At 47.2% G+C, this 24,241-nt stretch carries 21 protein-coding genes; 10 read left to right on the forward strand and 11 right to left on the reverse strand.

Translation table 11 applies throughout. The features are described 5' to 3' along the window. The first annotated feature begins 455 nt into the window (after positions 1 to 455). The 3 genes from coxB to M1K46_RS03870 are packed head-to-tail and all read left to right on the forward strand — an operon-like array spanning position 456 to position 4,037. Positions 456 to 1,451, forward strand: a complete 996-nt coding sequence (coxB, locus tag M1K46_RS03860; RefSeq protein ID WP_256225010.1) for a cytochrome c oxidase subunit II — start codon at positions 456 to 458, stop codon at positions 1,449 to 1,451. Positions 1,452 to 1,478: 27 nt separating this feature from the next. Beyond that, positions 1,479 to 3,431, forward strand: coding sequence for a cytochrome c oxidase subunit I (locus M1K46_RS03865; protein WP_256225011.1), 1,953 nt, complete (start codon positions 1,479 to 1,481; stop codon positions 3,429 to 3,431). After that, positions 3,432 to 4,037, forward strand: coding sequence for a cytochrome c oxidase subunit 3 (locus M1K46_RS03870; RefSeq protein ID WP_256225012.1), 606 nt, complete (start codon positions 3,432 to 3,434; stop codon positions 4,035 to 4,037). Positions 4,038 to 4,286: 249 nt separating this feature from the next. Here the strand turns inward: M1K46_RS03870 and M1K46_RS03875 are convergent, their stop codons facing one another. From M1K46_RS03875 to M1K46_RS03885, 3 genes are all read right to left on the reverse strand, one after another. Next, positions 4,287 to 5,318: a Gfo/Idh/MocA family protein gene (locus M1K46_RS03875; RefSeq protein WP_256225013.1), complete on the reverse strand. Its 1,032-nt coding sequence runs from the start codon at positions 5,316 to 5,318 to the stop codon at positions 4,287 to 4,289. An 82-nt stretch (positions 5,319 to 5,400) separates the two neighbouring features. Continuing rightward, positions 5,401 to 5,736: an SdpI family protein gene (locus M1K46_RS03880; RefSeq protein WP_256225014.1), complete on the reverse strand. Its 336-nt coding sequence runs from the start codon at positions 5,734 to 5,736 to the stop codon at positions 5,401 to 5,403. A gap of 273 nt (positions 5,737 to 6,009) precedes the next feature. After that, complete coding sequence (locus M1K46_RS03885; RefSeq protein ID WP_256225015.1) at positions 6,010 to 6,144, reverse strand: zinc-binding dehydrogenase; 135 nt, start codon at positions 6,142 to 6,144, stop codon at positions 6,010 to 6,012. Between the two features lie 267 nt (positions 6,145 to 6,411). Here M1K46_RS03885 and M1K46_RS03890 point away from each other — a divergent pair, with 267 nt between their 5' ends. Beyond that, positions 6,412 to 6,936, forward strand: a complete 525-nt coding sequence (locus M1K46_RS03890) for an NAD(P)H-dependent oxidoreductase (protein WP_256225016.1) — start codon at positions 6,412 to 6,414, stop codon at positions 6,934 to 6,936. 63 nt (positions 6,937 to 6,999) lie between these two features. Here M1K46_RS03890 and M1K46_RS03895 read toward each other — a convergent pair whose 3' ends face one another. The 5 genes from M1K46_RS03895 to M1K46_RS03915 all read right to left on the reverse strand — a co-directional run bounded on the left by M1K46_RS03895 (position 7,000) and on the right by M1K46_RS03915 (position 13,118). Further along, positions 7,000 to 8,112 carry a GerAB/ArcD/ProY family transporter gene (locus M1K46_RS03895; protein WP_256225017.1) on the reverse strand — a complete coding sequence of 371 codons (1,113 nt, stop codon included), beginning with the start codon at positions 8,110 to 8,112 and terminating at the stop codon, positions 7,000 to 7,002. An 18-nt stretch (positions 8,113 to 8,130) separates the two neighbouring features. Beyond that, positions 8,131 to 9,345, reverse strand: a complete 1,215-nt coding sequence (locus tag M1K46_RS03900) for a Ger(x)C family spore germination protein (protein ID WP_256225018.1) — start codon at positions 9,343 to 9,345, stop codon at positions 8,131 to 8,133. Next, positions 9,335 to 10,951, reverse strand: a complete 1,617-nt coding sequence (locus tag M1K46_RS03905; protein ID WP_256225019.1) for a spore germination protein — start codon at positions 10,949 to 10,951, stop codon at positions 9,335 to 9,337. Before M1K46_RS03905 ends, M1K46_RS03900 begins: the two co-directional genes overlap by 11 nt. Before the next feature lie 434 nt (positions 10,952 to 11,385). Then, positions 11,386 to 12,060 (reverse strand): DNA alkylation repair protein, encoded by a 675-nt coding sequence (locus tag M1K46_RS03910; protein ID WP_091009514.1) that lies wholly within the window; start codon positions 12,058 to 12,060, stop codon positions 11,386 to 11,388. 101 nt (positions 12,061 to 12,161) lie between these two features. Continuing rightward, positions 12,162 to 13,118: a DUF4405 domain-containing protein gene (locus tag M1K46_RS03915; RefSeq protein ID WP_256225020.1), complete on the reverse strand. Its 957-nt coding sequence runs from the start codon at positions 13,116 to 13,118 to the stop codon at positions 12,162 to 12,164. Between the two features lie 407 nt (positions 13,119 to 13,525). Here M1K46_RS03915 and argS point away from each other — a divergent pair, with 407 nt between their 5' ends. From argS to brnQ, 6 genes are all read left to right on the forward strand, one after another. Further along, entirely contained in the window at positions 13,526 to 15,214 is a 1,689-nt protein-coding gene (gene argS, locus M1K46_RS03920; protein WP_256225021.1) for an arginine--tRNA ligase, read from the forward strand. 327 nt (positions 15,215 to 15,541) lie between these two features. Continuing rightward, complete coding sequence (locus M1K46_RS03925; RefSeq protein ID WP_062238502.1) at positions 15,542 to 16,321, forward strand: DeoR/GlpR family DNA-binding transcription regulator; 780 nt, start codon at positions 15,542 to 15,544, stop codon at positions 16,319 to 16,321. After that, positions 16,318 to 17,637 carry a four-carbon acid sugar kinase family protein gene (locus M1K46_RS03930; RefSeq protein ID WP_256225022.1) on the forward strand — a complete coding sequence of 440 codons (1,320 nt, stop codon included), beginning with the start codon at positions 16,318 to 16,320 and terminating at the stop codon, positions 17,635 to 17,637. Before M1K46_RS03925 ends, M1K46_RS03930 begins: the two co-directional genes overlap by 4 nt. Continuing rightward, positions 17,634 to 18,653 (forward strand): 4-hydroxythreonine-4-phosphate dehydrogenase PdxA, encoded by a 1,020-nt coding sequence (gene pdxA, locus M1K46_RS03935; protein ID WP_256225023.1) that lies wholly within the window; start codon positions 17,634 to 17,636, stop codon positions 18,651 to 18,653. Before M1K46_RS03930 ends, pdxA begins: the two co-directional genes overlap by 4 nt. A 99-nt stretch (positions 18,654 to 18,752) precedes the next feature. Continuing rightward, positions 18,753 to 20,021 (forward strand): MFS transporter, encoded by a 1,269-nt coding sequence (locus tag M1K46_RS03940; protein ID WP_053356557.1) that lies wholly within the window; start codon positions 18,753 to 18,755, stop codon positions 20,019 to 20,021. 241 nt (positions 20,022 to 20,262) lie between these two features. Beyond that, the gene (gene brnQ, locus M1K46_RS03945) at positions 20,263 to 21,621 is read left to right on the forward strand and encodes a branched-chain amino acid transport system II carrier protein (protein WP_256225024.1); all 1,359 of its coding nucleotides are present in this window, start codon (positions 20,263 to 20,265) and stop codon (positions 21,619 to 21,621) included. A 58-nt stretch (positions 21,622 to 21,679) separates the two neighbouring features. Here brnQ and M1K46_RS03950 read toward each other — a convergent pair whose 3' ends face one another. The 3 genes from M1K46_RS03950 to argH form a co-directional block, all read right to left on the reverse strand. Beyond that, positions 21,680 to 22,120, reverse strand: a complete 441-nt coding sequence (locus tag M1K46_RS03950) for a hypothetical protein (RefSeq protein WP_256225026.1) — start codon at positions 22,118 to 22,120, stop codon at positions 21,680 to 21,682. 90 nt (positions 22,121 to 22,210) lie between these two features. After that, positions 22,211 to 22,474 carry a PhzF family phenazine biosynthesis protein gene (locus M1K46_RS03955; protein ID WP_256225027.1) on the reverse strand — a complete coding sequence of 88 codons (264 nt, stop codon included), beginning with the start codon at positions 22,472 to 22,474 and terminating at the stop codon, positions 22,211 to 22,213. A gap of 122 nt (positions 22,475 to 22,596) precedes the next feature. Beyond that, on the reverse strand, positions 22,597 to 24,105 hold the full coding sequence (gene argH, locus M1K46_RS03960; protein ID WP_256225028.1) for an argininosuccinate lyase: 1,509 nt from the start codon (positions 24,103 to 24,105) through the stop codon (positions 22,597 to 22,599). Positions 24,106 to 24,241: the final 136 nt, after the last annotated feature.

Here is a 24,241-nt window from a genome sequence, read left to right on the forward strand (position 1 = left end):
CTCCAATCAACTTGTCAATGAAGGTTCTTTACAAAATGGCCTTTAGTTATTAAAAAGGTAAAACTTTTATCACGAAATTATAAAAAGTAAATAGCTAACTTTATGAATTATCCAGCAAAAAAAGATACACGGAAATGATAAGCCACGAATAGGGAGTGAAGCCTCCTTAATAGACAAGTAACTGCACATAAACGCTCCGAATCATTCATGGGTTCACCTCACTCTTCCCGGATTGGTTAGTCTGCTCCTATCCTTGTTTCATTTCCCTCATTAACGAACGCGATAAACTATTTAAACGTAAAAATTATGATGATTAACGTCAATGTAAGAGTTCAACGTTTTATTCTGGGCAAAGAGGGGATTAAACACATAAAAGACCGTTTACATACAGGCAGCTGCCTGCCACTCTTTGCTGCTTCTAAGATCCCGCCTCCATTCAGCTGAAAGGAGTTCCTATGAAAAAAATCTTGTATTTGTTCAGCAGTTTCTGCCTTCTTTTTATATCCGGCTGTTCCTCGATCGATGTGCTGAATCCGAAAGGAAGCCAGGGTAACGAACAACTCTCCTTAATTAAACTGAGCATTTATATTATGATGCTCGTCATTATCGTCGTTGTTGCTCTCTTCATCTGGTTTGTCTATAAGTACAGAGCAAGGCCAGGCCATCAACCCTTCCCCCGCCAGGAAAACCGCAATAAAAAACTGGAGATCACGTGGACCGTGCTTCCATTCATCCTCCTCTTCATACTTGCCGTTCCAATGGTGAAGAGTGTATTTGGAGAAGCTCAGATGGACAATTCCAAAGCTATGAAAATAAAGGTTACAGCGAGTGAATTCTGGTGGAAATTCGAATATCCGGAAAAAGGAGTCGTCACCTCTCAGGAGCTTCACCTTCCAAAGGATCAACGCGTGGTCCTCGAACTTCATTCCAAGGATGTCATCCATTCGTTCTGGGTGCCGCAGCTTGGCGGCAAGCAGGACCTCATTCCCGGACGGACAAACAAACTCGCCATCACACCAGAGAAAATCGGCACCTATCAAGGGAAGTGTGCAGAATTTTGCGGGACCGGCCATTCTTACATGCGGTTTACCGTTAAAGTGGACAGCAAACAAGATTATGAAAAATGGCTGGATCACATGAAAAAAGACCAAAGCAGCGGCCAAAAGCTCAGTGCTGACGAGACTGAAGGCAGAAAGCTCTTTGGTAAGAACTGTTTAAGCTGCCATGCAACAAGCGGATTAACTGGAGCTGACAAAAAAGGTCCGAATCTGACTGACTTTGGTGACCGGGATCATGTGGCAGGAGTGTTAAAAAATACTCCGCCAAATCTCAAACAGTGGCTGAAGGATCCTGAAAAAGTAAAACCAGGCTCACATATGCCAAAACCTGAAGGGCTCAGCGAACACGACTACACAGCGCTTTCCCACTACCTGCAGACACTCAAAAAATGAGTCATCCAGTAACGAAGGGGGTCCAACATGTCGATACCGTTTTTCAGCACACACATCAAACTTGCTTCTGATATTATAGCGGCAGACCTTTCAATCATCGTCATGATGATCACAGCATTTGTTTTTCTTACCGTCGCGAAAAAATGGAAAGCCCTCTGGATGTTGATTCGGACGACCGATCATCGTAAAATCGGGATTCTGTATATCGCTTTTGGGTTTCTATTTTTCCTGCGCGCCGGCCTTGATGCCATGCTCATGCGAACCCAGCTCGCTTTTCCGGACTTCCATTTTTGGGTCTTTCATGGCGAAAAGTACAATCAAGTCATGACGACCCATGGTACGCTCATGATCTTTTTTGTCGCCATGCCTTTCCTGATCGGACTGATGAACATCGCTGTTCCACTGCAGATCGGGACACGGGATATGGCGTTTCCTTTCTTTAATTCCCTAAGCATGTGGCTGTTCGTAATAGGCGGTGTGCTCATTAATTTGAGCTTTGTTTTGGGCGGTGCCCCTTCCGCTGGCTGGACTTCGTATGTCCCCCTTGCCGCGGATAAGGATATTGCCGGAAACGGAACAGCCTTTTATGCAATGGGCTTGCAGGTATCTGGAATTGGAACGATCATGACGGCCATCAATTTCATCGTCACGATCTTGAAGAACAGGGCACCCGGCATGGGATTCATGAAAATTCCTCTGTTCACGTGGTCCGCTCTGATTACCTCGATTCTCATTCTGTTGGCTTTTCCGGCATTAAGCGCCGCCCTGATCATCCTTATCTTTGATAATCAGTTCGGAACTCAAGCTTATGACGGAGGAAGCGGAAGCCCGGTACTTTGGCAGCACTTATTCTGGGCGTTCGGCCACCCGGAGGTCTACATTGTCATTCTGCCGGCATTCGGTATTTTTTCCGAGGTGATCGCCACCTTTTCATCCAAACGAATCTTTGGCTATTCCTCCATGGTCTTGTCCATGCTCGTCATCGGCTTTTTAAGCTTCATGGTCTGGATTCACCACATGTTTACAGTAGGGCTCGGACCGCTCGCAAACGTTGTGTTTGGAATCACCTCCATGCTGATCGCCGTTCCGACGGGGATTAAAATTTTTAACTGGCTGTTCACATTGCGGGGCGGCTCCATCCGCTTTTCAACGGCCATGCTCTTTTCTCTCGCCTTCATCCCCTCCTTTGTGATCGGGGGCGTAACCGGGGTCATGCAGGCTGTCGTTCCTGCCGACTATCAATATCATGATTCCTATTTTGTCGTTGCCCACCTTCATTACGTGATGATCGCAGGCACCATTTTCGGGGCATTTTCAGGATTCTATTATTGGTGGCCCAAAATGTTCGGCTATATATTGGACGAGAAGATCGGGAAATGGCAGGCGTGGACGTTTATCATCGGCTTTCATGTCACCTTCTTTCCGATGCACATTTCAGGCTTGAAGGGCATGCCGCGGAGAACCTTCACCTACCTGCCCGAAGACGGCTTGTTTGAGCTCAATTTCATCAGTACGATGGGCGCCTACTTAATGGGCATCAGCGTGCTGCTGTTTGCTTGGAATCTTTTCTTCAGTTATCGAAAAAAAGAGAAAAAAGGGGTTGCCGATCCATGGAACGGCCGGACGCTGGAGTGGGCGGTATCCTCGCCTTCCTCCCACATGCGCTGGCCGCGTGCCCCGCTCGTCCGGGATCTTGAAGCCTTCTGGCATGAAAAAGAACGGGGAGACGGCACGCTGATTCCTTCTGCGAAAGAAGAGAGTCAAATCTTTGTAGAGAAACCGACCATCCTGCCTGTCCTTCTCAGCGGCGGTTTTTTCACCCTTTCATTCGGGCTTATTTTTGAAGTTCTGTGGATTGCAGTCATTGGAGCGGTGGGAATTCTCTTGCTGATGGGCTGGCGGTCGATTTCTTTTGAGCGGAACATCAAGCTGTACACAAGCAAACAGCTGGAGAAAGCCATCAGAAAGGAGGAAGGATAAATGGGTATGGAGACGACTGTGCAGGAGACGGCCGAAAGTGTTGTTGAACATCATTCCCAAAGAAAGACAGCGATGTTTCTTTTCATTTGTGCGGAAGCCGTTATCTTCGGCTGTTTGTTTGCAACCTATTTTGTCATGCTGCATCACCAGGGTAACGGGCCAGGTCCTAACGAGTTCTTTCACTTTAAAAAAATAATTCTTCCTACGATCCTTCTCCTCTCCAGCAGCCTGACCTGGTACTTTGCCGATGAAACACTGCGAATGAGAGAAAGCGGCAAAGCGCTGATGTTTACCGCGCTGACTGCCGCGCTCGCTCTCGGGTTCCTTAGTTTAGAAGTGTTGGAGTTTCTGCAGAATGTGAGTGACGGAAACACGCTGTCTCGAAGTCCATTCGTGTCCTCCTATTACCTGCTGGTCGGACTGCACGGCTGCCACGTCCTGTTTGGAGTCTTGTGGATGGGTCTCCTGCTGATGCATGTGAAGACAAAAGGTGATACCGAAGCGAACCGAGGCCGCTTTGCTTCGTTTGGGATCTACTGGCACTTCGTCGACTCCGTTTGGGTATTTATTTTCGTTCTGCTATATGGATTAGGGGAGTTTTTGTAAGAAAAAGCCCGTCCCACTGCGAAAAAGCGGGTCGGGCTTTCGTTCATTTCGTTGTTTATTGAGGGTTGAGGAAGCAAGTGAGAGGTTTACTGGCGAGAATGAGAAATTTACTGGCCAAATCGTCATATTTACTAGCCAAAATCAGAAAATACTGGCCAAAACAGAGGATTTACTGGCCAAACCGGAATTATGGTAAACTAGCGGTCGGCCTTTGTCACTCTATCCCTCGCAATCCCTCAAAACAGCACTTTACCTGGTTATCGCAGAATAATTTTTTTCAATCTCAGTAAGCTCGACTCTCCTGCCCTCTTTATGAGAGAGTGCAGCCGCTTCGTTCACTAGCGTCAAATTACGAATGTCCTCTTTGGTTATGGCAGGAGCCGTATTGTTCGTAATCGCGGCCACCCATTGCTCCATCGCTGAAGGCAATGCTTTTGGCAGCTGATCGGACATGATGACGCCTTCTTTTTCCACACGGTCGCTGATCAGCTCTCTCGGTTCGCGGTTCTCGATCAGCAGTGTGCCTTCGGTTCCGTAAAGCTCGAGCTGATCCGGGCATCCGTAGGAAAGGAATCCGGTCTCAATGGTTCCGAGCGCGCTTGATTCAAACTCAACGATGACAACTGCATTGTCATCTACGTCATGGCGGTTGGTCTGCTGCAGACGTGCCGTCACTGCTTTTACTTTTCCGCCTAAGCGGTTGGAAAGATAGATCGGATGCGCACCGAGATCGATGAGTGCCCCGCCGCCTGCCTCTTCTTTGTTAAAAAATTGCCCAGGCAGCCAGCCATGCTGGCTTTCTTCTGTCGGGACAGCACCATGATGGGCTACTCGGCAGCGTACCGACGTCAGATTCCCGAGACAGCCCTCGTCCAATATTTTTTGCGCGTAAAGGTAGAATCGTTCTGTAAGCCTCGGCAAGGAAACCATCAGCTGAACGCCTGCCTCCTCCACCGCTGAAAAGATTTCATCGCACTCTTTCACTGTTGGAGCCAGCACTTTTTCCGTAAAAATGTGCTTGCCATGCCTTGCAGCAGCGGTGATGATCTCGGTATGAGCGGTCGTTGGCGTCGTCACAATGACCCCCTGCACGGAAGGATTGGAGAGCACTTTTTCCAGATCGGCTTCAAACGGCACACCAAGCTCTTGAGCCCACTGTTCGCCCCGTTCGCTGTTTTCATCCCAAACGACGCTGATGTTGATGTCCTTGTTCTCGCTTGCTTCCTTCGCGTAATCCTTCGCATGAACATGCCATTTGCTTAATAGTGCCACATTGATCATCTATTCCAGCTCCCTTTATGTATGAATATGTATGACTCCCTTATTTCCCGTTATAGCCCCCTTGGAAACTTGGCGGCCATTTTTACTGGCCGATTTCCTTCAGCCGCTTCTCCACTTTAACGAAAAGCAGGACGATGAACAGCAGCATCACTCCCATCGTGGCAAACACCCCTGCCAGCTCGTTTTTTATCAATAGACTGAAGACCACGCCGAACACTGCCATCGCCACACCATATTTAATCATAAGGCCGGCACAATACGTATTGGCTTCGTTCCAGAGCTTCTCATTCTTCATGGAACGAAACGTGCGATAGCCGTACAGTGGATTGATTTTGGCCGGAGGCTTCACTTTCATGAAAAGTCCAGCTAAAACGAAGATTACACCAATCAGCAGACTGAACAGCAGGTTGGCCATCATCCATTCCCCCTCTTTTCTTTTTCCCTAAAAATACCATATGTTCATCAATAATGCTTCTTTTTTTTGCTTGTTGTTTGAGCGTTGGGTGATGGGTCGCTAGTTTACGTAATCCAGTTTTGGCGGGTAAATGTGCAATTCTGGCGGGTAAAATTCTCATTTCGGCGGGTAAATCGGTTGTGTCCGCGGGTAAACACTGCAAAACGGCGGGTAAACCCATATTTCCCGCCCGATCAAAAAGGATGACGCCCGCCCAGGCGCCATCCTTTTCTCTTTTTATCTAACTTTCGCTACAATCTTGCCCTTCACGTGGCGTTCGGACAGACGCACAAGCGCTTCTGGAACTTCCTCGAGTGAAACGGTCTCTTTCAGCATGGAATCAAGCTTTCCTTCTGCCATCAGCTTGAGCATTTCGTCTCCCATGATGGCGAGGTCTTTTTCTGAGCGCTCGTCGTTGGACTGATGGGCCGCACCTAAAGCGATCTCGTGGTAAGAAACGACTTTGGTGAAGTGTTAAAGGCATCTATGTGGGCACCTTGACGGTGAAAGGATTTGTCAAAGAAGGAACACCGTTTTCACCAGAACATATCGCAGACACTTTTTACACGATGAACCAAGAGCGCTCTGAGACAGAAGTCGCTTTTGAAGGAAAATAAAAAGACCCCAGGAGGAAATCAAATGAAAACTTTAGTTATTGCCGCTCACCCAAATATGGAAGGATCACTTGTAAACAAAACATGGATGAATCGTCTTCGTGACGAAGAGGATGTAACGGTTCATGAATTGTATGCTGCTTATCCTGATGGAAATATTGACATGGAGCGTGAACAAGAGCTTTTGCTGGCGCATGACCGCATCGTCTTCCAATTCCCGCTCTACTGGTACAGCAGCCCTGCTTTATTAAAAGAATGGCAGGATGTTGTGTTGACTTACGGATGGGCTTACGGCGCTGAAGGCACTAAATTGCACGGCAAGGAATTCATGCTAGCGATCTCAACCGGCGGACCGGAAGAAGCGTATCAAGCAGGAGGCTACAACAACTACAGCCTTAATGAACTGCTGAAGCCGTTCCAGGCGACTGCTAACCTGACAGGCATGCGTTACCTCCCTGTCTTCAAAATACAGGGCGTCCGCATATTAAATGAAGCGCAAGTGAAAGAAACCGCTGAAGCGTTGGCAGCTCAAATTAAAGCTCAGTTTTAATTGATATGGTGCCAGGCACCCCTTTTTGACATATGTCAAAGAGCGGTGCCTGGCACCGTTTTTTTAGTTTGCCTTTTGATTTTTACTTTTATTCTTATTTTTAAAATACGCCACTATGAAGACAATGATAGGGAAAATGTATTGAAAAGGAAGATGCAATAAGAGCGGAATGATCCCGATTCCTTCTTTAATATGCTCAGAATAGTTGCTTGCCATTGTCATGGACATGAAAAGTACGACAAGCCCGAGCGGATAACTCAGCCTGGAAGCCGGTTTTACGTTGAAGAGGTTCGCCGTCCCTATTACAGCCACGTACAAAAAGAGACTTATCTTAAAAAAACCTCCCACGACTAAAGCAATCATGAAATAGACATCCAGGCGCTCCAAAAAATCAGCGACCTGGATGGTTTGGATGGTGCTCAGCAAAGGGAATTGAGACAGTGCTGTAAGATTCACACCAAGGATGCTGATATTGAACATCATGACCAGAGCCAGCGACAGCCCACTGACAACAGTGGCAAGCACACTGGCGTTCCTCAGCTTTTTGGCATCCTCCACATAAGGAATAATCATCGTAAACACAAGGAGTTCTCCAAAGGGAAAATACAGGGACTCTTTTAGGGTGGTTTTAATAATCGGCTTCCAGCCGTTTTCTAGCACAGGCTGCAGGTTGTGGATATCAATTACTCCAGAGAATAATACGAGGATCACACCAGATCCTGCCAACAAATAAATGAAGACCAAAAAGAGTTCTCCTGTTCTCGCCAATACTTCAATTCCTTTTGAGACGGTATAGATAATGACCAGGATCATTAAGGTGTTGGCGATTAAAAGGGGTGTTTCAAAGTAAGCAAATGTCAGCAGCATGGTGCCAAAATCCCGCAAGACCCTTCCCGCGATATAAAGGTTATACAGCATGTACAAATAGGCAATCGGACGCCCGATTCCTTTGCCTACAACCTTTTGAAGGTATTCTGTCGGCAGCATGTCCGGGTAAAAACAATACAGCCGGTAACAGATGAAAAAAAGCCCTAATCCCCCAAGCATCCCCAGCAGGATAACGATCCACGCATCCTGCTTGGCTTCGATCCCCACCGCTACAAGCAGGGCACTGCCCAGCTCAAATAATAGAATGAGGACAAACAGCTGATATGGTGTTATTCTTGCTTTTTCCATTGCTTTGCCCCCTTCTTTTTATTTCTCATCTGTGAGATAAGAATTGTTCCTCAGAGCGGTTTGGCGAACGAAGGCATGGACCTTCACCTTAATGTTTGCTTTCGAAAAATAATCCTCCTCCCATTTTCCCGAAATCCTTTTCCATGTGTCAGGCTGCGAACGATGGACCGTATCCCCGAAGCCGAATATATCGGTTTTTTTATGTTGTGCCTCTTTTATGGCGCTTCTAATCTCTGCAGCGATCTCCTTTTCAAAACCTTTCTCCAATTGTGCGATCACATGCGGGTCTTTAAGATTAACAGGCACATCCGTTTCCCCTATATTTCCTTCGGTTTGTACACTGACAGTAAGCTGGGTACTTCCTTTCTTAACGGAAGAAGAAATCTTCGTGTTCTGCCGGAGTACTTCAAAAGCAATCGCTTCCTTCCTCCCCTTTTTGTTTATATTAACTTCTGTTTTTTGAGTCTTGTTCATCACCCAGACGGCTCCTTTGGCTTTCCTCCCATAGAGCCAGCCCTTAAGCTTTCCGCCTTTAAATAAAGCCAGGCCATCAATTTGGGGAGCTGCCTGGGGTGTTGACTGCGTGATGTTCTCAACGCGTTCTCCGATCGCACTAGAACCCTTTAAATAAAACCCGCTGATGACGGGCTGTTTTCCGTCATCCAATAAATCTTTTACCACATCCAATAAGGTTACATTGATCGCCTGCCCCCATACTCTTTCGGAGAACCTCAACAGTTTGATCACTTTGTTCGCTGGAACTTTATCGATGGCTGTCAGTGTTTTTACAATATCACTTGCCTTTGCCTTATGAGCGATCACGATGGTCGCTGTATTCCGGAACGTTGCATCCCTGTCAAAGGCATCCAGGATTGGATTCAACCCTTTTTTCTTCGCCAATTCGTCACTGACGACCAGCAGATTCGCATGGGCATAATAGAGGTTTCTCGAAACTTTGGTAGACATGCGGCGGCTGATCTCATCCATATTATTCCCTGTTGTCGAATACACGGAGACGGCATTGCCGCTGCCTCCACCTCCCCCTTGGAACCCTCCTGTCACATTGCCTGGATTAACAAATTGAAAGGTGCCTAAATATCTTCCTTTTTTATCAAGATCAATGCCAACCGCAGAGACGAGGGCCAGATCGTTCAGCTCTTTTTTGCTCCAGCAGCCTGAAAGCAATGAAAGCAGCAGTCCCACTGTGATAAAAACGATCACGCTACGTCTCATTTTGATCACCTTCATTTTCTGTAACCAGAATCCGTCTCTGTTCCGGCTCCGGTTTGCTCATATTGTCTCCATCACGCTGCTGGTTGGGTCCGCTGATGTAGGCCGGCCGTTTCGTTCCCGTCCACATGGGAGCCCGGATAAACGTGTCTCCCACTTCAGCAGGGATAAGCGGGGCAAGAGGTGACATGTAAGGAACGCCGAAAGATCTCAGGCTGCATAAGTGAACGACCAGCATGATAAAAACTAAAAGCATGCCATAAAAACCAAAGGTAGCGGCACTGATCATAAAAATAAAACGAAGCAGACGGGCCGATATCGCGATCGCAATGGACGGAGTGGCAAAACTGGCGATCGCGGTAATTGCTACGATAATGACCATGGCAGGCGATACGACTCCCGCCTGAACCGCTGCCTGTCCGATAACAAGGGCACCGACGATGGAGATGGCAGACCCGATCGCTTTAGGCATTCGGATTCCCGCTTCCCTCAGGATCTCAAACGTAACTTCCATGATGAGTGCTTCCACAAAACTCGGGAAAGGAACGGCTTCCCGCTGTGCGGCGATGGCAATCAAAAGCTGGGTCGGAATCATCTCCTGATGGAAGGTCGTTGCGGCAATATAGGTCGCTGGTCCGATGAGCGAGATAAAAAAGACCAGAACCCGCAATAATCTTATAGCGGTGGAGATGTAAAAACGTTCGGTGTAATCTTCAATCGACTGAAAAAACTGCACAAATACGGCAGGTCCGAGAAGAACGAACGGTGTTCCGTTAACGAAAACTGCAAAGCGCCCTTCCAATAGATTGCCCGCAACCGTATCCGGACGCTCGGAATAGTACAGGGTAGGAAATGCTGTAATGGATTGGTCTTCAATGAGCTGTTCGATATACCCGGACTCCAGAACTCCATCGATATCGATTTTATTAAGCCGTTTACGAAGCTCAACAATCACCTCATCCTTCGCTATTCCTTTGATATACATGATGGTGACGTTGGTTTTGGTCACTTTTCCAATTTTCATGGATTCGGTCCATAGCAGGGGATTCTGAATCAGTCTTCGGACCATGGATATGTTCGTTTCGATATATTCTGTAAATCCTTCTCTTGAACCTCGGATCGCCCGTTGTGTACTCGGTTCTTCAATGGAACGTTTTTCTCCGCCTTCTGTACATGCCCGTACGGCCGAAGAAAAGCCATCGACAAAAATAATCGTGTCCCCCGCCATGAGAGATTCGAACAAAACAGACCAATCATCAACCTGCTCTATGTTACCAAGAGGCACGATTTCCTCCACCATCGCCGCCAGATTTTTTTGATCTGGATCTTGAACACCAGGTTTCAGTATCGATTCGATCAAAAGGTCCTGAATGGTCTGCTGGTCCGTTATCCCCTTCACATAAACGATTGCTGTGCGGGCGTTAAACCGGGGGGAATGATTAAAAATTCGAATGATAACTTCACTGCTTTTTCCTGTCTGTGTTTTAATGATTTCAATATTCTCTTCAAGAACTGGCGAAATGGGAGAAGATGTTTGCTTTTTTTGCTTCTCTTCCTCTTGAGAAGGTTTATTTTTTTGAAGTGGTTTCTTTTTGAAAAAAGAAGGCATAAGAAGCAAAACCTTTCTACGTAATTTTCTTTTAGGCTTTCCTTGGCTCCTCTTCCTTATTCTGTTCCTTTCTTAATGGATCGTGTTCATTCGGGAGATACTATGTGTGCGGAGTGTGATAGAACGATGAAAATCCTGGGTATTACCCTATCGATGTTTATACTATTGACGTGTTTTTCTCTGACTTTGGATATCTACGAAGGATTTGATATGAAAACAGCGATCCTTAATGCCTTGTCTCCTTTCAAAGTAATGGAACTCATAGAAATCTGTGTTGTCTTTGTATTACTCGCTTTTTTTATAGCACAATCGGTCTTACAGCTGTTCACGAAGTACAAAAGTCAAAGGAGATCATAGAGCAATAAAAAAAAACGGTGCCAGGCACTCGCTTTTGACACATGTCAAAAAGCGGTGCCTGGCACCGTTTCACCGTTCTAGGTTAACTGTATATTCTTCAGAGCTTCTTTTCTGCTTAGTGGCTGGAGTTGCGTAGAGTTCACGAAATCGATGACGAAATCGGGGTTGGTCTTGGCATATTCCCTCAATGCCCAGCCGATCGCTTTGCGGATAAAGAACTCTTTGTTCTCCTTCTGCTGCTCAATGACGTATTTTAAGATGTCTTCATTCGTATCTTTTTTATAGCCTAGCTGATAAAGAATCGCAGTCCGGTTCAGCCACATGTTCGGTGAATGAATCCATTTCTCCACCAATTCCTGTTCCCGATGCTTGAACGTTTGTATGTAATGTCCCATATGGTGCTTGGCGATATGATCCACTGTATCCCACCACGACTTTTCAGTGATCGTGTTCTCTAATGCCTTAAGATCGTCTTCCTGCATGCCCTTCTTCAGCTTGTCCACAAAAAACATGCCCATGTACTGCATTTCTCGTTCTCTGTAGTTCCAGCATTTTTTCGTCACTTCCGGGATGCTCATCTCAGGCAGCCCGTACATTTTCACATGATTCTTCATAACCTCCTTCATGATCGGTGACTTCAAGCCGTAAAAGGTAAATTTATTCTTCATGTAAGACTGCATCTTTACCGCATCGGCCGGATTCTGCCTGCTTCGTATTTCTTCATGCAAGGTTTCAAGGTACGTCATCGTCATCTCCGTTAACCCCCTCAACAGTAGTTCCCTAAATTATAACAGAAAGGGTGCCAGGCACCAGCTTTTGACATATGTCAAAACGCGGTGCCTGACACCCTCCATTAACTCAACCTCTTCCTTCTTCCCACAAAAAACTTGCCAATATAGTAAGCCAGCACGGCGAAGACCGCCATGATCCCGGTATACGTAGAAATAACAAACAGGGCGCTCACATCGCCCCCGAAGCCATGCTCCCGGCCTCCAAAGTCTTCCCGTTCGCGTCCGCCGCCTCCCATATCACCGTCACCATCGAATCCAGAAGGCCGTTCTCCCTTGCTGAACGATCCCGGTGCCGGACTTCCCGATTGACCGCCATCACTCGTTCCGCTTGCCTGCTCTCCAGGACGCGGTCCGCCGAATCCCTGTCCGCCGCCGTCTCCATCCATGTCAGGCCTCTGCCCGAATGCCCCCTTGCCACCTTCAGCCATCGCCGGCTGCCCGCCGCTTGAAAAGATGCCGAACACACTCACCGGTCGTGAAATAAACCCTGTTTCATAGATCTGAAAGACACCAAACAGCAGAACAACTGCCATCGCTCCATTAGCCGCCCAGCCCATCCATTGTTTCGGTTCCTTAATGGAAAAGATGCGTTTCCAGACGTTGATGACCCATTTCCAATGCATGCCGACATGAATTCCCACAATGATCAAGGTCAAGAACGATAACGATATGTGCAGCAGCTTAAACCAGCCTTCATTTCCTATATTGATATTGGGAAAGAGCACCCTTGAAACAAAAATTCCGCTTACCATAATGATGGTCATACATACTAACAGTACAAGATTTAATCCATAGCTAAACCGTGTTTTTCCTGGCAATTTCTTATCGAATAGTTTCAAAGAAACATTCTTGATCCATCGCCAGTTCAAGGCCATGTGAGTCAGAAACGCAACCCCGATCGCCGTTCCTGCCACTTCGTGAAAGGTCATCCCGCCAAACACTCTCTTGTTAAACAGCAAAACAAACGTAATACTCATCGCCAAGTCCAAACCAAACTTTACATAATTGAGCTTTTTCATCTTTCATCACTTCTGTCCATTTCTTTATAGGAGCAACTTTAAACGGGTTTCCTTAAGATAACCTTAATTTTGAAAAATCTGGTTGCTTTCTTTCTCCTTCTTCTTTATAATCACTAAAAAACAACACATTTTCGATGAGGAAGAGAGTAATCCTGCATGCAGAGAAAAGCGAGTCAGGGACGGTGAAAGCCTGGCGGATGCTGTACGATGAACCGCACTTCTGAGGAGCCAGCCTGAACCAGTAATCCGTAGGGCGGCCGGGGAGAACCCCGTTATCAACGCCAAAGCAGGTTCTTTTTTGAACAATAAGAGTGGTACCGCGGGTCATACATCCCGTCTCTAAAATTTTTTAGAGACGGGATTTTTTTATTTTTCCATAAAAATGATTACAAGAGGTGGTCAACACTATGTCGGAGCTCAAAAAGGAATTTGCCCAACTTATCTCACATCAGCTTAAGGATGTGCCAGGTACAGAAGATATTGAAAAGCTGATCGAAATACCGAAGCACTCGGTGCAAGGAGATATCGCCTTCCCTTGTTTCACTCTTGCAAAAACGCTAAAAAAAGCGCCCCAGCTCATCGCGTCCGAACTCGCATCCAAAATCAGCTCCCCGCTTTTTGAAAAAGTGGAAGCACAAGGTCCCTACATGAACGGCTTTTATAAAAGAGAAATGGTCAGCAAGGAGATCGTCACAGACATTCTTGAACAAGGCAGCCATTACGGATCAGCCAAACAGGGCAGCGGAGAACACATTACGATCGACCTCTCCTCTCCGAACATCGCCAAGCCTTTTTCCATGGGGCACCTCCGCTCGGCCGTCATCGGAAACGCAATCGCCAACATTACCGAAAAATGCGGCTACAAGCCTGTCCGCATCAACCATATCGGTGACTGGGGAACACAATTCGGGAAGCTGATCGTGGCTTACAAGCGATGGGGCAGCGAGGATACGGTGAAGGAGAATCCGATCAAAGAGCTTCTCAGCCTTTATGTGAAATTTCATAAGGAAGCTGAAACACAGCCTGCCCTTGAGGATGAAGCGCGATACTGGTTTAAAAAGCTCGAGGAAAAAGACGAGGAAGCGACAGCCCTTTGGAAATGGTTCCGTGAAGAATCCCTCAAGGAATTTTCAAAAATCTACTCGCTGCTGGATATTGAGTTTGATTCATACAATGGCGAAGCATTTTATAACGATAAGATGGAAAATACGGTGACTCTATTAAAAGAAAAAGGGCTGCTTACGGAATCTGACGGTGCGGAGGTTGTCCGCCTTGATGAGTTCAACCTCCCGCCCTGCCTCATTAAGAAGTCGGACGGCGCTACCATCTATGCGACCCGGGACCTGACGGCAGCCCTCTATCGCCAGGAAACCTATCATTTTGCAAAAAACTTGTATGTCGTCGGACACGAGCAAAGCCTGCATTTCCAGCAAATCATCCTTGTTCTTAAAAAGATGGGCTATCAGTGGGCCGAGGAGATGATCCATATCCCGTTCGGCTTCATTTTAAAAGACGGTAAAAAAATGTCGACCCGAAAAGGCAAAGTCGTACTTTTAGAAGAAGTCATCCAAGAAGCGATTACGCTAGCCAGACAAAATATCGAGCTGAAGAACCCTGGCCTTTCCAACAAAGAGAAAGTGGCTGAACAGATCGGTGTTGGTTCTATTATCTTTCACGATCTGAAGAACGAAAGACTGAACAATATCGAGTTTTCACTTAAAGATATGCTGAAATTCGAAGGGGAAACAGGTCTGTATGTTCAGTATGCACACGCACGGGCCTGCTCCATCCTGAGAAAAGCCGGAAACGTGAGCTGTATAAACACCGGGCTTGAGGATGACTACAGCTGGGAGCTGGTAAAAACGCTCATGGAGTTTCCCAGGGTCATTCAAAAAAGTCTCAGACTCTATGAACCTTCCCAGATTGCCAAGTACTTGATCGACGTGGCTCAGGAGTTTAATGCATTTTACAGCCACATTAGAGTGCTTGAGGAGGATGAAACCCTCGCAAGCCGTGTCTCACTCGTCAATGCCGTAACCATCGTACTAAAAGAAGGTTTGCGCCTCCTCGGCATTAAAGCCCCTGATGAAATGTAACGCTTAAAGCGGCTGTCCAGAAAGTCGAAAATTGACCTTCAGGCAGCCCCTTTTTGGCTTGAAAAATCTTCAATGAAAAGTTAATTGAAGTGGAAGATGCGAGACTCCTGCGGGACTAGCGTGACAGGTGAGACTCCCGCCAGTGCTTGCACCAAGAGGCTCACCGCACGCCCCGCGGAAAGCGAGCAGCCTGGAACGGAAATCAACAGCTTACAGACTTCTTGGACAGCCCCTTTTTATTTTATATAAATATTCCGAAAAAAACCCTTGCATAAATGAACATAAAGTAACATAATTGAACAAAAGCTAATGATAAGGATGAACAGAATGCTCCCGTTAGAACGAAAACTAGAAATCTTAAAACGAACCGATAAAGAAGGAAAAGTTCAAATTGAACAGCTGGTTGAAGAACTGAACGTTTCTGGTATGACGATCCGAAGGGATCTGGCCCAGTTAGAAAAGGAAGGGAAAGTCATCCGGACCCACGGAGGGGCTGTTGCAGTGAACCCGCTCATCCCGGAAACCCCCTATCAAAACAAATCGATGACCAGGGTGAACCAAAAACACCTGATCGCCAAGTATGCGGCTAGCCTGATTCCGGAGGGGGCACAGATTCTATTAGACTCCGGGACAACCACTCTGGAGATTGCCAAAGTGATCAAAAACAGAGACGACTTAACGATTGTGACCAACGATCTGAAGATTGCCGCTGAACTGATCGAAAGTCCATCGGAGATCATCTGTACGGGCGGCACCCTGCAAAGAGGAATTGGTTCGTTCGTGGGCCCTCATGCACAGGACCTGCTTAATCAGATCCGAGTCGACCTTTTATTCATGGGCACGCACGCTATCAATCTTGAAAAAGGGCTTACCGCTCCAACAATGGAAAAAGCCTTGATTAAGAGATTGATGGCTGACGCAGCCACTACAACTTGGGTCGTAGCAGACTCTCAAAAGTTCAACAAAAGCTCTTTTTCACAAGTATGTTCTCTGGAAAAGATAGAAGGCATCATTACCGATGCAGAGTTAACCCCTGAAGATACGGTGCGATATGGAGAAATAACCTCCATATATACCGTAAAAGAAAACGAGGTGAGTCATGGATGAGAATTGCAGTGATCGCCGATGATCTGACAGGCGCCAACGCGACGGGAGTACTTCTGACCAAACAAGGTATATCAACAGCAACCATCCTGCATGGCTTCTCCCCGCAAACGGCCTATAACTATGACGCGATCTGCATTGACACTGACAGCCGCTACACCCCGAAGCACGTAGCGTACAAACGAGTTTCAGATATTATCGGCAGCCTGTCGGGACAGGGCGTAGAGCTCTTTTGCAAACGCATCGACAGTACAGGCCGAGGAAATATTGGCGGTGAAATCGATGCCTGCCTGGATGCTTTGGGAGAAGATTCCGTTGCCGTCGTTATGCCGTCCTACCCTGTGTCTGGACGAACAACCGTTGGAGGCTATCTGCTTGTGAACGGCACGCCAGTCCAGGAAACCGACGTGGCTAAGGATCCGCAAGCACCGCTGAACGAGTCGCACGTTCCTTCCATTATTAGCAGACAATGCGCCAAGCCTGTGGCCACCCTGGAGATGAATGAAGTCCTGCAAGGATTGTTCCAGCTCACTTCCTGCCTTCAGGAAAAAATCAGTGATGGCAGCCGGGTCATCGTAGCAGACGCCGTGAATGAAGAACAGATAGAAGCTGTCGCCAAAGCGATGGCGGCTCTGGATGTGACGTTCGTTCCTGTCGATCCGGGACCGCTGACTGCCGCTTATGTAAAGGAAAAATACAGCGGTTCTCCCTTCACACCGAAGATTTTGCTCACGATCGGCAGCTGTACGTCGGTAACTGGAAAGCAGATTCATCATCTGGCTGAAAACCTGCCGCTGCATACCGTTTATATCGATCCTTTAAAACTGGCAAGGGATGAGAATGGAGAAAGAGACGCAGAAATTGTAAGAGGAATGAACGAAGGGCTGCGGCTGCTGGAGGAACAAGCAGTTGTGCTGGTTACGACTTTCCAGGAGGATGCCCCGCTGCTTGATCTTCAGGCAATTGCCAAAGAGCAGCTCACAACCGAAGCATCGCTTGCCAGAAGGATTACAGACGGCCTTGCCATCATCAGCCAGAGAATCATCCAAAAAAGCAGAACGAGCATCAGCGGATGTTTTTCAAGCGGAGGAGATGTGACTGCTTCAATATGCGCCGCCGGTAAAACCCATGGCATTCAGCTGCTTGACGAGGTGTTTCCTCTAGCCGCCTACGGAAGGTTTATCGGCGGCTACCTCGACGGCCTGCCTGTCGTAACAAAAGGCGGCCTGGTAGGCAGTGAATCTGCGATTACAGAATCCGTTTTATTTTTACAGCGGCAGCTCACAAAAAAGACAAATGAAAAGGAGATATTATCATGACACAATATACTGCTAAACCAATCATTGCCATTCCTATGGGGGATCCTGCCGGAATCGGGCCTGAAATCAGTGTTAAGGCACTCGCAAAAAAGGAAATCTATGACCTTTGCCGCCCTGTTCTGATCGGGACAGCCTCCGTTGTTGAACAGGCGATGACCTTTGCTGGTGTTTCTCTTGGGCTGAATCCCATCAATGACCCCGCAGAAGGAAAATATGAATTCGGAACAATCGATATCGTTAATCTTGAGAATATAGATATCAGCCAGCTGAAGATCGGAAAGGTTCAGGCGATGTGCGGCCAAGCCGCTTTTGACTATATTGAAAAAAGCATTGCCTTTGCCAACAATGGGCTGGTTGACGCCATTGCCACCACACCGATCAATAAAGAATCCTTGAAAGCCGCAGAAGTGCCGTATATCGGACATACCGAAATGCTTGCCGGCCTAACGGGTGTAGACGATCCGCTAACCATGTTTGAAGTGCGTTCATTGCGGATTTTCTTCCTGACACGACACTTATCACTGAAGGATGCGATCGGCCAGATTACTGCTGACCGTGTGCATGATTATTTAGTCCGCTGTGACGAAGCACTAAAGCGTCTTGGAATTGAAAGTAGAAAAATGGCAGTAGCCGGCCTGAATCCTCACAGCGGTGAGCATGGACTGTTCGGCTCGGAAGAACTGGATGAGATCGGCCCGGGGATTGAGCGTGCGAAGCAGCAAGGCATCAATGCATTTGGCCCTGTCCCTGCAGATTCTGTTTTCCATCAGGCACTTCACGGAAAATATGATGCAGTGCTCTCCCTTTATCATGATCAGGGGCATATCGCCGCTAAGATGACCGATTTTGAACGTACGATCTCCATCACCAATGGCTTGCCGTTCCTTCGTACATCAGTCGACCACGGCACAGCGTTTGACATTGCAGGCCAAGGGATCGCGGGCTCTGTCAGCATGGAGGAAGCAATCAAGCTGGCTGCTCAATATTCTGTTCATTTCCGTACACTGAAGGTCTGATTTTAGAAAAACGAGAGAGGAATCACCGCCTCTCTCTTCTTCCAAAAACAAATGTAAACGGTTTCTTTTTCAACAATTTTAAAAACAGGAGGGGTTACGATGGCTTCAGCAAAATGGGGTAAGATCATCCCGGTCGCATTTATCATGTACATGCTCGCATATATGGACAGAATCAATATTGGTGTCCTGATGCCTTATATTCAAAAAGATTTGGACATTTCCTCGTCAGCCGCCGGGGATATTGCCGGAATTTTCTTTGTCGGTTATTTGATCCTGCAGATTCCCGGAGGCATTTTGGCCACGAAGTGGTCAGCGAAAAAGTTTATCTTCATTCTCATGATCCTGTGGGGCCTTGCCGCGATGGCAACAGGCTTTGTTCAGACAGAAGGCCAGCTGAAATTTGTCCGTTTTCTTTTAGGAGTTGCGGAAGGCGGGGTCTGGCCGGCTGTGCTTGTCCTGCTCGCCAACTGGTTTACCCTTAAAGAACGAGCAAGAGCCAATGCGTTCTGGATGGCTTGCCTGCCTGTATCCGCCATGCTGATGGCTCCCCTGTCAGGCCTTTTGCTTAAACATTTCGACTGGAAGACGGTTCTGATCTTGGAAGGTGTACCACCGCTGATCTGGGCGTTCGTCTGGTATGCCATGGTCAAAGATAAGCCTTCTGAGGCCAAATGGATGAGTGACCAGGAACGGAACGAGCTGACGGCTGAACTTCAAAATGAACAAAAAGGCGCCGTAAAATCATCCGGATACGGTGCAGCGTTTAAGAACATGACCGTATGGGGACTCGTCGTTATGTATTTCTTCTGGATGACCGGCTTCTACGGATACACCCTGTGGGTACCGAGCGTGGTCAGCACATTTACGAAAGACTCTGCAGTCATGGGCTGGCTGACGGCGATTCCGTTTACCTTCGCACTGGTAGGAATGGTCCTTAACTCTTATTGGTCCGACCGGCGCATGAACCGGGTGCAGCACGTGGTCATTCCTTTGCTGATTGGTGCTGCTGCGATGGTAGCAGGGCAATTTGTGGAATCACCCGCCCTTCAGATGATCTTGTTATCCATTACGGCGATTGGTGTCTATGCGCCGTACGGACCGCTTTGGGCGATTCCTACAGCGATCATTCCTGCAGGCATTGTGGGTGCGGCTCTCGGCCTGCAAAACGCCATTGGCAACCTCGGCGGCTATAACGGCCCAAAATTTGTCGGGCTGTTTAAAGACTTAACAGGCAGCTTCCATGCCGGATTCTATTTCCTGGCTGCTTCACTCGTACTTGCTGCCATCATCACACTTATTCTGGGACGGTCCATCCAGGCCAGCCAGAAGGCTTCATCAGACAAGCCAAAAATCCATAAAATCTCGTAGCATTTCAAGGCTGGTTTCTTACGGGCGGTCCACCGCTCCCGAGGAACCGGCCTTTTTTTCGTTCATTTATGTAAAAAGGCTTTCAAAAAAAGAAAAATTGAAATTTACTAAAATCTTTTGCATTTACCCTTGAAAAAAATTATTTAAGCATGTTATTATCGAATAATGAATTCGACACTAGATTCGACATCAATCGACATGAAGTAAATATTCACAATATTCTTATTCGGAGGTTTTTTTCGTGTCTACTAAAGCTCAGTCTTCACATACATTGATTATCGGCCTCATGTTATTTGCTCTTTTTTTTGGAGCAGGCAACTTAATCTTTCCAGCAATGCTCGGACAAACTGCAGGAACCAACGTCTGGATTGCGACAGCCGGTTTCTTGATTACTGGAGTCGGTGTACCGCTGCTCGGTGTTTTTGCTTTCGGAATTTCCGGCAGCAACGACCTCCGGGCGATGGGAAATCGTGTACACCCTTGGTTCAGTGCTCTTTATAGTTTTGTTCTTTATTTAGCAATCGGTCCTCTTTTTGCTTTGCCAAGAGCAGGAAGTGTTTCTTTTGAGATTGGTGTTAAGCCCTTTTTGCCAGAGAACAGCGGTCATTTGCCGCTTCTCATCTTCACGGTCGTCTTTTTCAGTATCACATGTGCCCTTTCACTTAATCCTTCAAAGATCGTTGATATCGTAGGTAAGATTTTAACGCCGCTTAAGCTTTCGTTCATCGGAGTGTTAGTAGCCGCTGCCTTCATTCATCCGATCGGCCCGATTCAGGCGCCTGCGAAAGAGTTTGTTCAAAACTCCTTCTTTAAAGGATTTCAGGAAGGTTACCTGACGATGGACACATTGGCTGCCTTCGTTTTTGGTATTATCATCATCAATGCCATCAAAGAAAAAAGAGGCAGCGATAAAAAAGTCATCGCAAGAACTTGTGCAAAGGCAGCTACCATTGCAGCTGCTGTATTGGCGATCGTGTACACATCCCTATCGTACATGGGAGCTTCCAGTGTTTCTGAACTTGGCCATTTAAGCAATGGCGGAGAAGTTTTATCAGCTGTAGCCAATTACTATTTCGGCTCTCTCGGGAATGTATTTCTCGGACTCATGATTACAGTAGCATGTCTGACAACCAGTGTTGGATTAGTTACAGCATGTTCCGCTTATTTTCACAGTGTTTTTCCGAAAATCTCATACAAAGCATTGGCTGTTATTCTTTCCTCTTTCAGTGCATTAACAGCAAATCTCGGATTGAACGAGCTGATCGCCATCTCAGTTCCTGTGCTGACAGCGATCTATCCGCTGGCCATCATGCTTATTTTCTTAAGCTTCGCCCACAACCTCTTTAAAGGGCGCTCAGAAGTGTATCAAGGAAGCTTGCTGTTTACCTTTATCGTTAGTCTATTTGATGGATTAAATGCAGCTAACCTATCGATAGATGGTGTGAATTCCTTTTTCTCAAACATCCTCCCTCTTTATGACACAGGGCTTGGATGGATTCTGCCGGCAATCGTTGGAGCTCTCCTGGGCTATGCTGTTAGTCTTGTAAGATCGAATGATACGGTTCTTCATTCTCATAAAGAAACCAGAAAAGTTTCATAATCAAATTAGATATAAAAAAGCTGAATGAGCAATCTCATTCAGCTTTTTTGTGTCCCTTTCACCGGTCGGGTGCATCTTCAACATAATCAGAGGTCGTAAAAGCCCCAACTGGAGGTGCCTGATTCTGCTGGGATGATTGCCCGCTCCCGCCGTTTAAATAGGCATTCGTTGAAGCTACCCATGTTCCATATTCACCCGCCAGCATAGATGTCGGCTTCATGTAAAGACGCCCGTTGATCAGATAATGGCGTGTGGTAATCGAGGGATCATCATAAATGAACAGATTGCCTGAAAAGGTGGCATAAGGTGAATCAAAAGAGATCTGTCTTGTATTTTCGGTCCAATATCCCTGAATTGGAACCGGAACTCCCCGAAAATTGAGGGTGCCCATTATTTTATTGTTTTCTATGGAGTTGAGGACGACCGTTCCCCAGATGAGCGGCCTGCCGCCGACATCCGCACTGATTCCCCATCTCGATGGAACTGGTAAGGCTATCATTGCTGCTTTCTCCCCTTTATGTTTAAGAAATTCAGCTTTCTTGCCAGTATATGTGCGGCCTGGGAGAATGCTCACCAACTGAATCGTGTATTACTTCTGACTGGTCAGCAGCTCTCCTGAACCCATGATGACGCTGCAGCCGCCAATTTTAACTTCCTCATACTCCCTTTCTTTGCGAATCGTAATATCAATGATGCTTGGTCTTCCCATTTCAAATCCCTGTTCACTTCGAATACGATAAACTCCTTGTTGATTCTGGGCAATGTCCGTATGCTCAACAATATAAGCACCTAATGGGCCGCTCGCTGCCCCTGTCGCAGGATCTTCAGGTATCCCCATCGCCGGTGCAAACATCCGGCTGTGTACAGTGGATAAAAAACTGAGTTTTTACTGTGATTCATGAAGCAATTTTTTAATGACCGGGACAGGATCATGCATCATTTATTGCAGCCGTAAGCTCTCCGGCGAAGGAGAGCTTATTTTGCTGCGATCAAGTTTTGCACGGCACTATCCAGAGATTGATCCGCCTGGAGCAAGCATTCTTTTTCGTTTTGAAGGGTCTTTTCCATATTAAAAAGGTCTTCCTCACGCTCCGCAATCATCCGCATTACTTCGTCCGGATTAGGTCCGCCCTGAATCTTGCGGCGTTTGACGAATTCACGTGGACAGACGATTCCCTTCCATTCTTCTTCTGTCAAGGCTGCAGGATAGATGCTGCTGATCCATGCGTTCGCTGCTTCCACCTCAATATCGTTCAATTCTTTTCCTGCTGATGTACACTGTTTCGCAACGGCGCTCGCGATCTGGTGCGCTTTTCGGAACGGGACACCTTTATCTCGAGCCAGCACATCTGAAAGTTCTGTAATCGTGATGCATGATTGGTTCGCACGCTTGCCGATCTTTTCTGCATCAACCTCCATCGTCCGGATGACGGCATGCATGAGCTGCAATACCCGTGATGCCTTCTCATAGCTTCGATACAGATGAGGCTGCAGGTCGTCTTCCGTGTCCACGATGTCTCCAAACGGTGTATTATGAATCATCTGGATGGCTGACATCGCTTCACCAGCTGCTGAACTGGCAAGGGATCTGGAATGCTCGATCGACACTGGATTCCGCTTTTGCGGCATGATGCTGCTGATCTGTACGTATGGATCGGCAACACGGATGACCCCGAATTCCCGGGTCGCCTGAAGAAGCAGGTCCTGGATCCAGCGGCCTGCGTTGATCATGAGTGTCATGACTGCAGTTGCCGTCTCCAGCAGATAGTCTCCGCCAGCAATGGCATCATAGGAGTTCTCTACAATACTACTGAACCCTAAAAGTTCTCGGACCCGGTCGCGGCTGATTGGAAAGCTTGTCGTGGAAAGGGCAGCGGCGCCCAGAGGTGAACGGTTGACTCCTTCATACGCGGACCATAGGCGATGAATGTCTCTTATGACGACATCATAGATGGCCAGCAGATAGTGGCCGAGCGTAGTCGGCTGAGCCGGCTGTGTATGGGTATAGGCGGTCATGACCGTTCCGGCGTGTTCCTTCGCCTGCTCCAGGAGGGCCTCGCCGAGCAAGAGTGTGTTTTGAATGAGTGTAAGTATATGATTCCTCAGAACAAGACGGTACATCGCTACTCCCATATCATTACGGCTCCTCGCAATATGAACCTTTCCTGCAAGGTCGGCACCTATTTCCTCTGCAAGCCGGCTTTCCATCATAAAAAATAAATCTTCATAAAGAGGATCATAATTCAGCTTGCGGAAATCGATCTGCCGTACCTTTTCCACACCTGAAAGAATCGCTCCTGCCTCATCTTTCGCCAGGATCTGCTGTTCAGCCAGCATGACCACATGCGCCCTGTGAATCGCGAACATCTCCTTAAACAGATAGTCCCGCTGATCGTTAAATACATGCCTCAGAAGGTGTTCCTCGTAGGTTTTTCCGGGAAACGAGCTGCCATCTTCGTGGATGAATTCATCCCTAGTTTTCACTTTTTTTCCTCCTTGTTTTTAGAGAGAGCGTTCGATCAAGTAGATACACCATCTTATGAAGCAGCGGATTGATGGGTTATGAAGACAAAAATGCACCTCCTGCTTGTGAACAAGCAGGAGGTGCTGAATTACTATC

The sequence above is a fragment of the Fictibacillus sp. WQ 8-8 genome (assembly GCF_024494405.1).
GTDB classification, from domain to species: Bacteria; Bacillota; Bacilli; order Bacillales; family Fictibacillaceae; genus Fictibacillus_C; species Fictibacillus_C marinisediminis.

Coding starts and splice junctions, on each gene's coding strand:
- M1K46_RS03915 (WP_256225020.1), bottom strand. CDS start 13,118: ATGAAAAAGCTCAATTATGTAAAGTTTGGTTTGGACTTGGCGATGAGT.
- M1K46_RS03880 (WP_256225014.1), bottom strand. CDS start 5,736: ATGATGGCCAACCTGCTGTTCAGTCTGCTGATTGGTGTAATCTTCGTT.
- M1K46_RS03895 (WP_256225017.1), bottom strand. CDS start 8,112: ATGGAAAAAGCAAGAATAACACCATATCAGCTGTTTGTCCTCATTCTA.
- M1K46_RS03900 (WP_256225018.1), bottom strand. CDS start 9,345: ATGAGACGTAGCGTGATCGTTTTTATCACAGTGGGACTGCTGCTTTCA.
- coxB (WP_256225010.1), top strand. CDS start 456: ATGAAAAAAATCTTGTATTTGTTCAGCAGTTTCTGCCTTCTTTTTATA.
- M1K46_RS03950 (WP_256225026.1), bottom strand. CDS start 22,120: ATGATAGCCTTACCAGTTCCATCGAGATGGGGAATCAGTGCGGATGTC.
- M1K46_RS03930 (WP_256225022.1), top strand. CDS start 16,318: ATGAGAATTGCAGTGATCGCCGATGATCTGACAGGCGCCAACGCGACG.
- pdxA (WP_256225023.1), top strand. CDS start 17,634: ATGACACAATATACTGCTAAACCAATCATTGCCATTCCTATGGGGGAT.
- M1K46_RS03905 (WP_256225019.1), bottom strand. CDS start 10,951: ATGCCTTCTTTTTTCAAAAAGAAACCACTTCAAAAAAATAAACCTTCT.
- M1K46_RS03885 (WP_256225015.1), bottom strand. CDS start 6,144: ATGCTCAAGCTGATGGCAGAAGGAAAGCTTGATTCCATGCTGAAAGAG.
- M1K46_RS03955 (WP_256225027.1), bottom strand. CDS start 22,474: ATGTTTGCACCGGCGATGGGGATACCTGAAGATCCTGCGACAGGGGCA.
- M1K46_RS03940 (WP_053356557.1), top strand. CDS start 18,753: ATGGCTTCAGCAAAATGGGGTAAGATCATCCCGGTCGCATTTATCATG.
- M1K46_RS03910 (WP_091009514.1), bottom strand. CDS start 12,060: ATGACGATGACGTACCTTGAAACCTTGCATGAAGAAATACGAAGCAGG.
- M1K46_RS03925 (WP_062238502.1), top strand. CDS start 15,542: ATGCTCCCGTTAGAACGAAAACTAGAAATCTTAAAACGAACCGATAAA.
- argS (WP_256225021.1), top strand. CDS start 13,526: ATGTCGGAGCTCAAAAAGGAATTTGCCCAACTTATCTCACATCAGCTT.
- M1K46_RS03870 (WP_256225012.1), top strand. CDS start 3,432: ATGGGTATGGAGACGACTGTGCAGGAGACGGCCGAAAGTGTTGTTGAA.
- M1K46_RS03875 (WP_256225013.1), bottom strand. CDS start 5,318: ATGATCAATGTGGCACTATTAAGCAAATGGCATGTTCATGCGAAGGAT.
- M1K46_RS03890 (WP_256225016.1), top strand. CDS start 6,412: ATGAAAACTTTAGTTATTGCCGCTCACCCAAATATGGAAGGATCACTT.
- M1K46_RS03865 (WP_256225011.1), top strand. CDS start 1,479: ATGTCGATACCGTTTTTCAGCACACACATCAAACTTGCTTCTGATATT.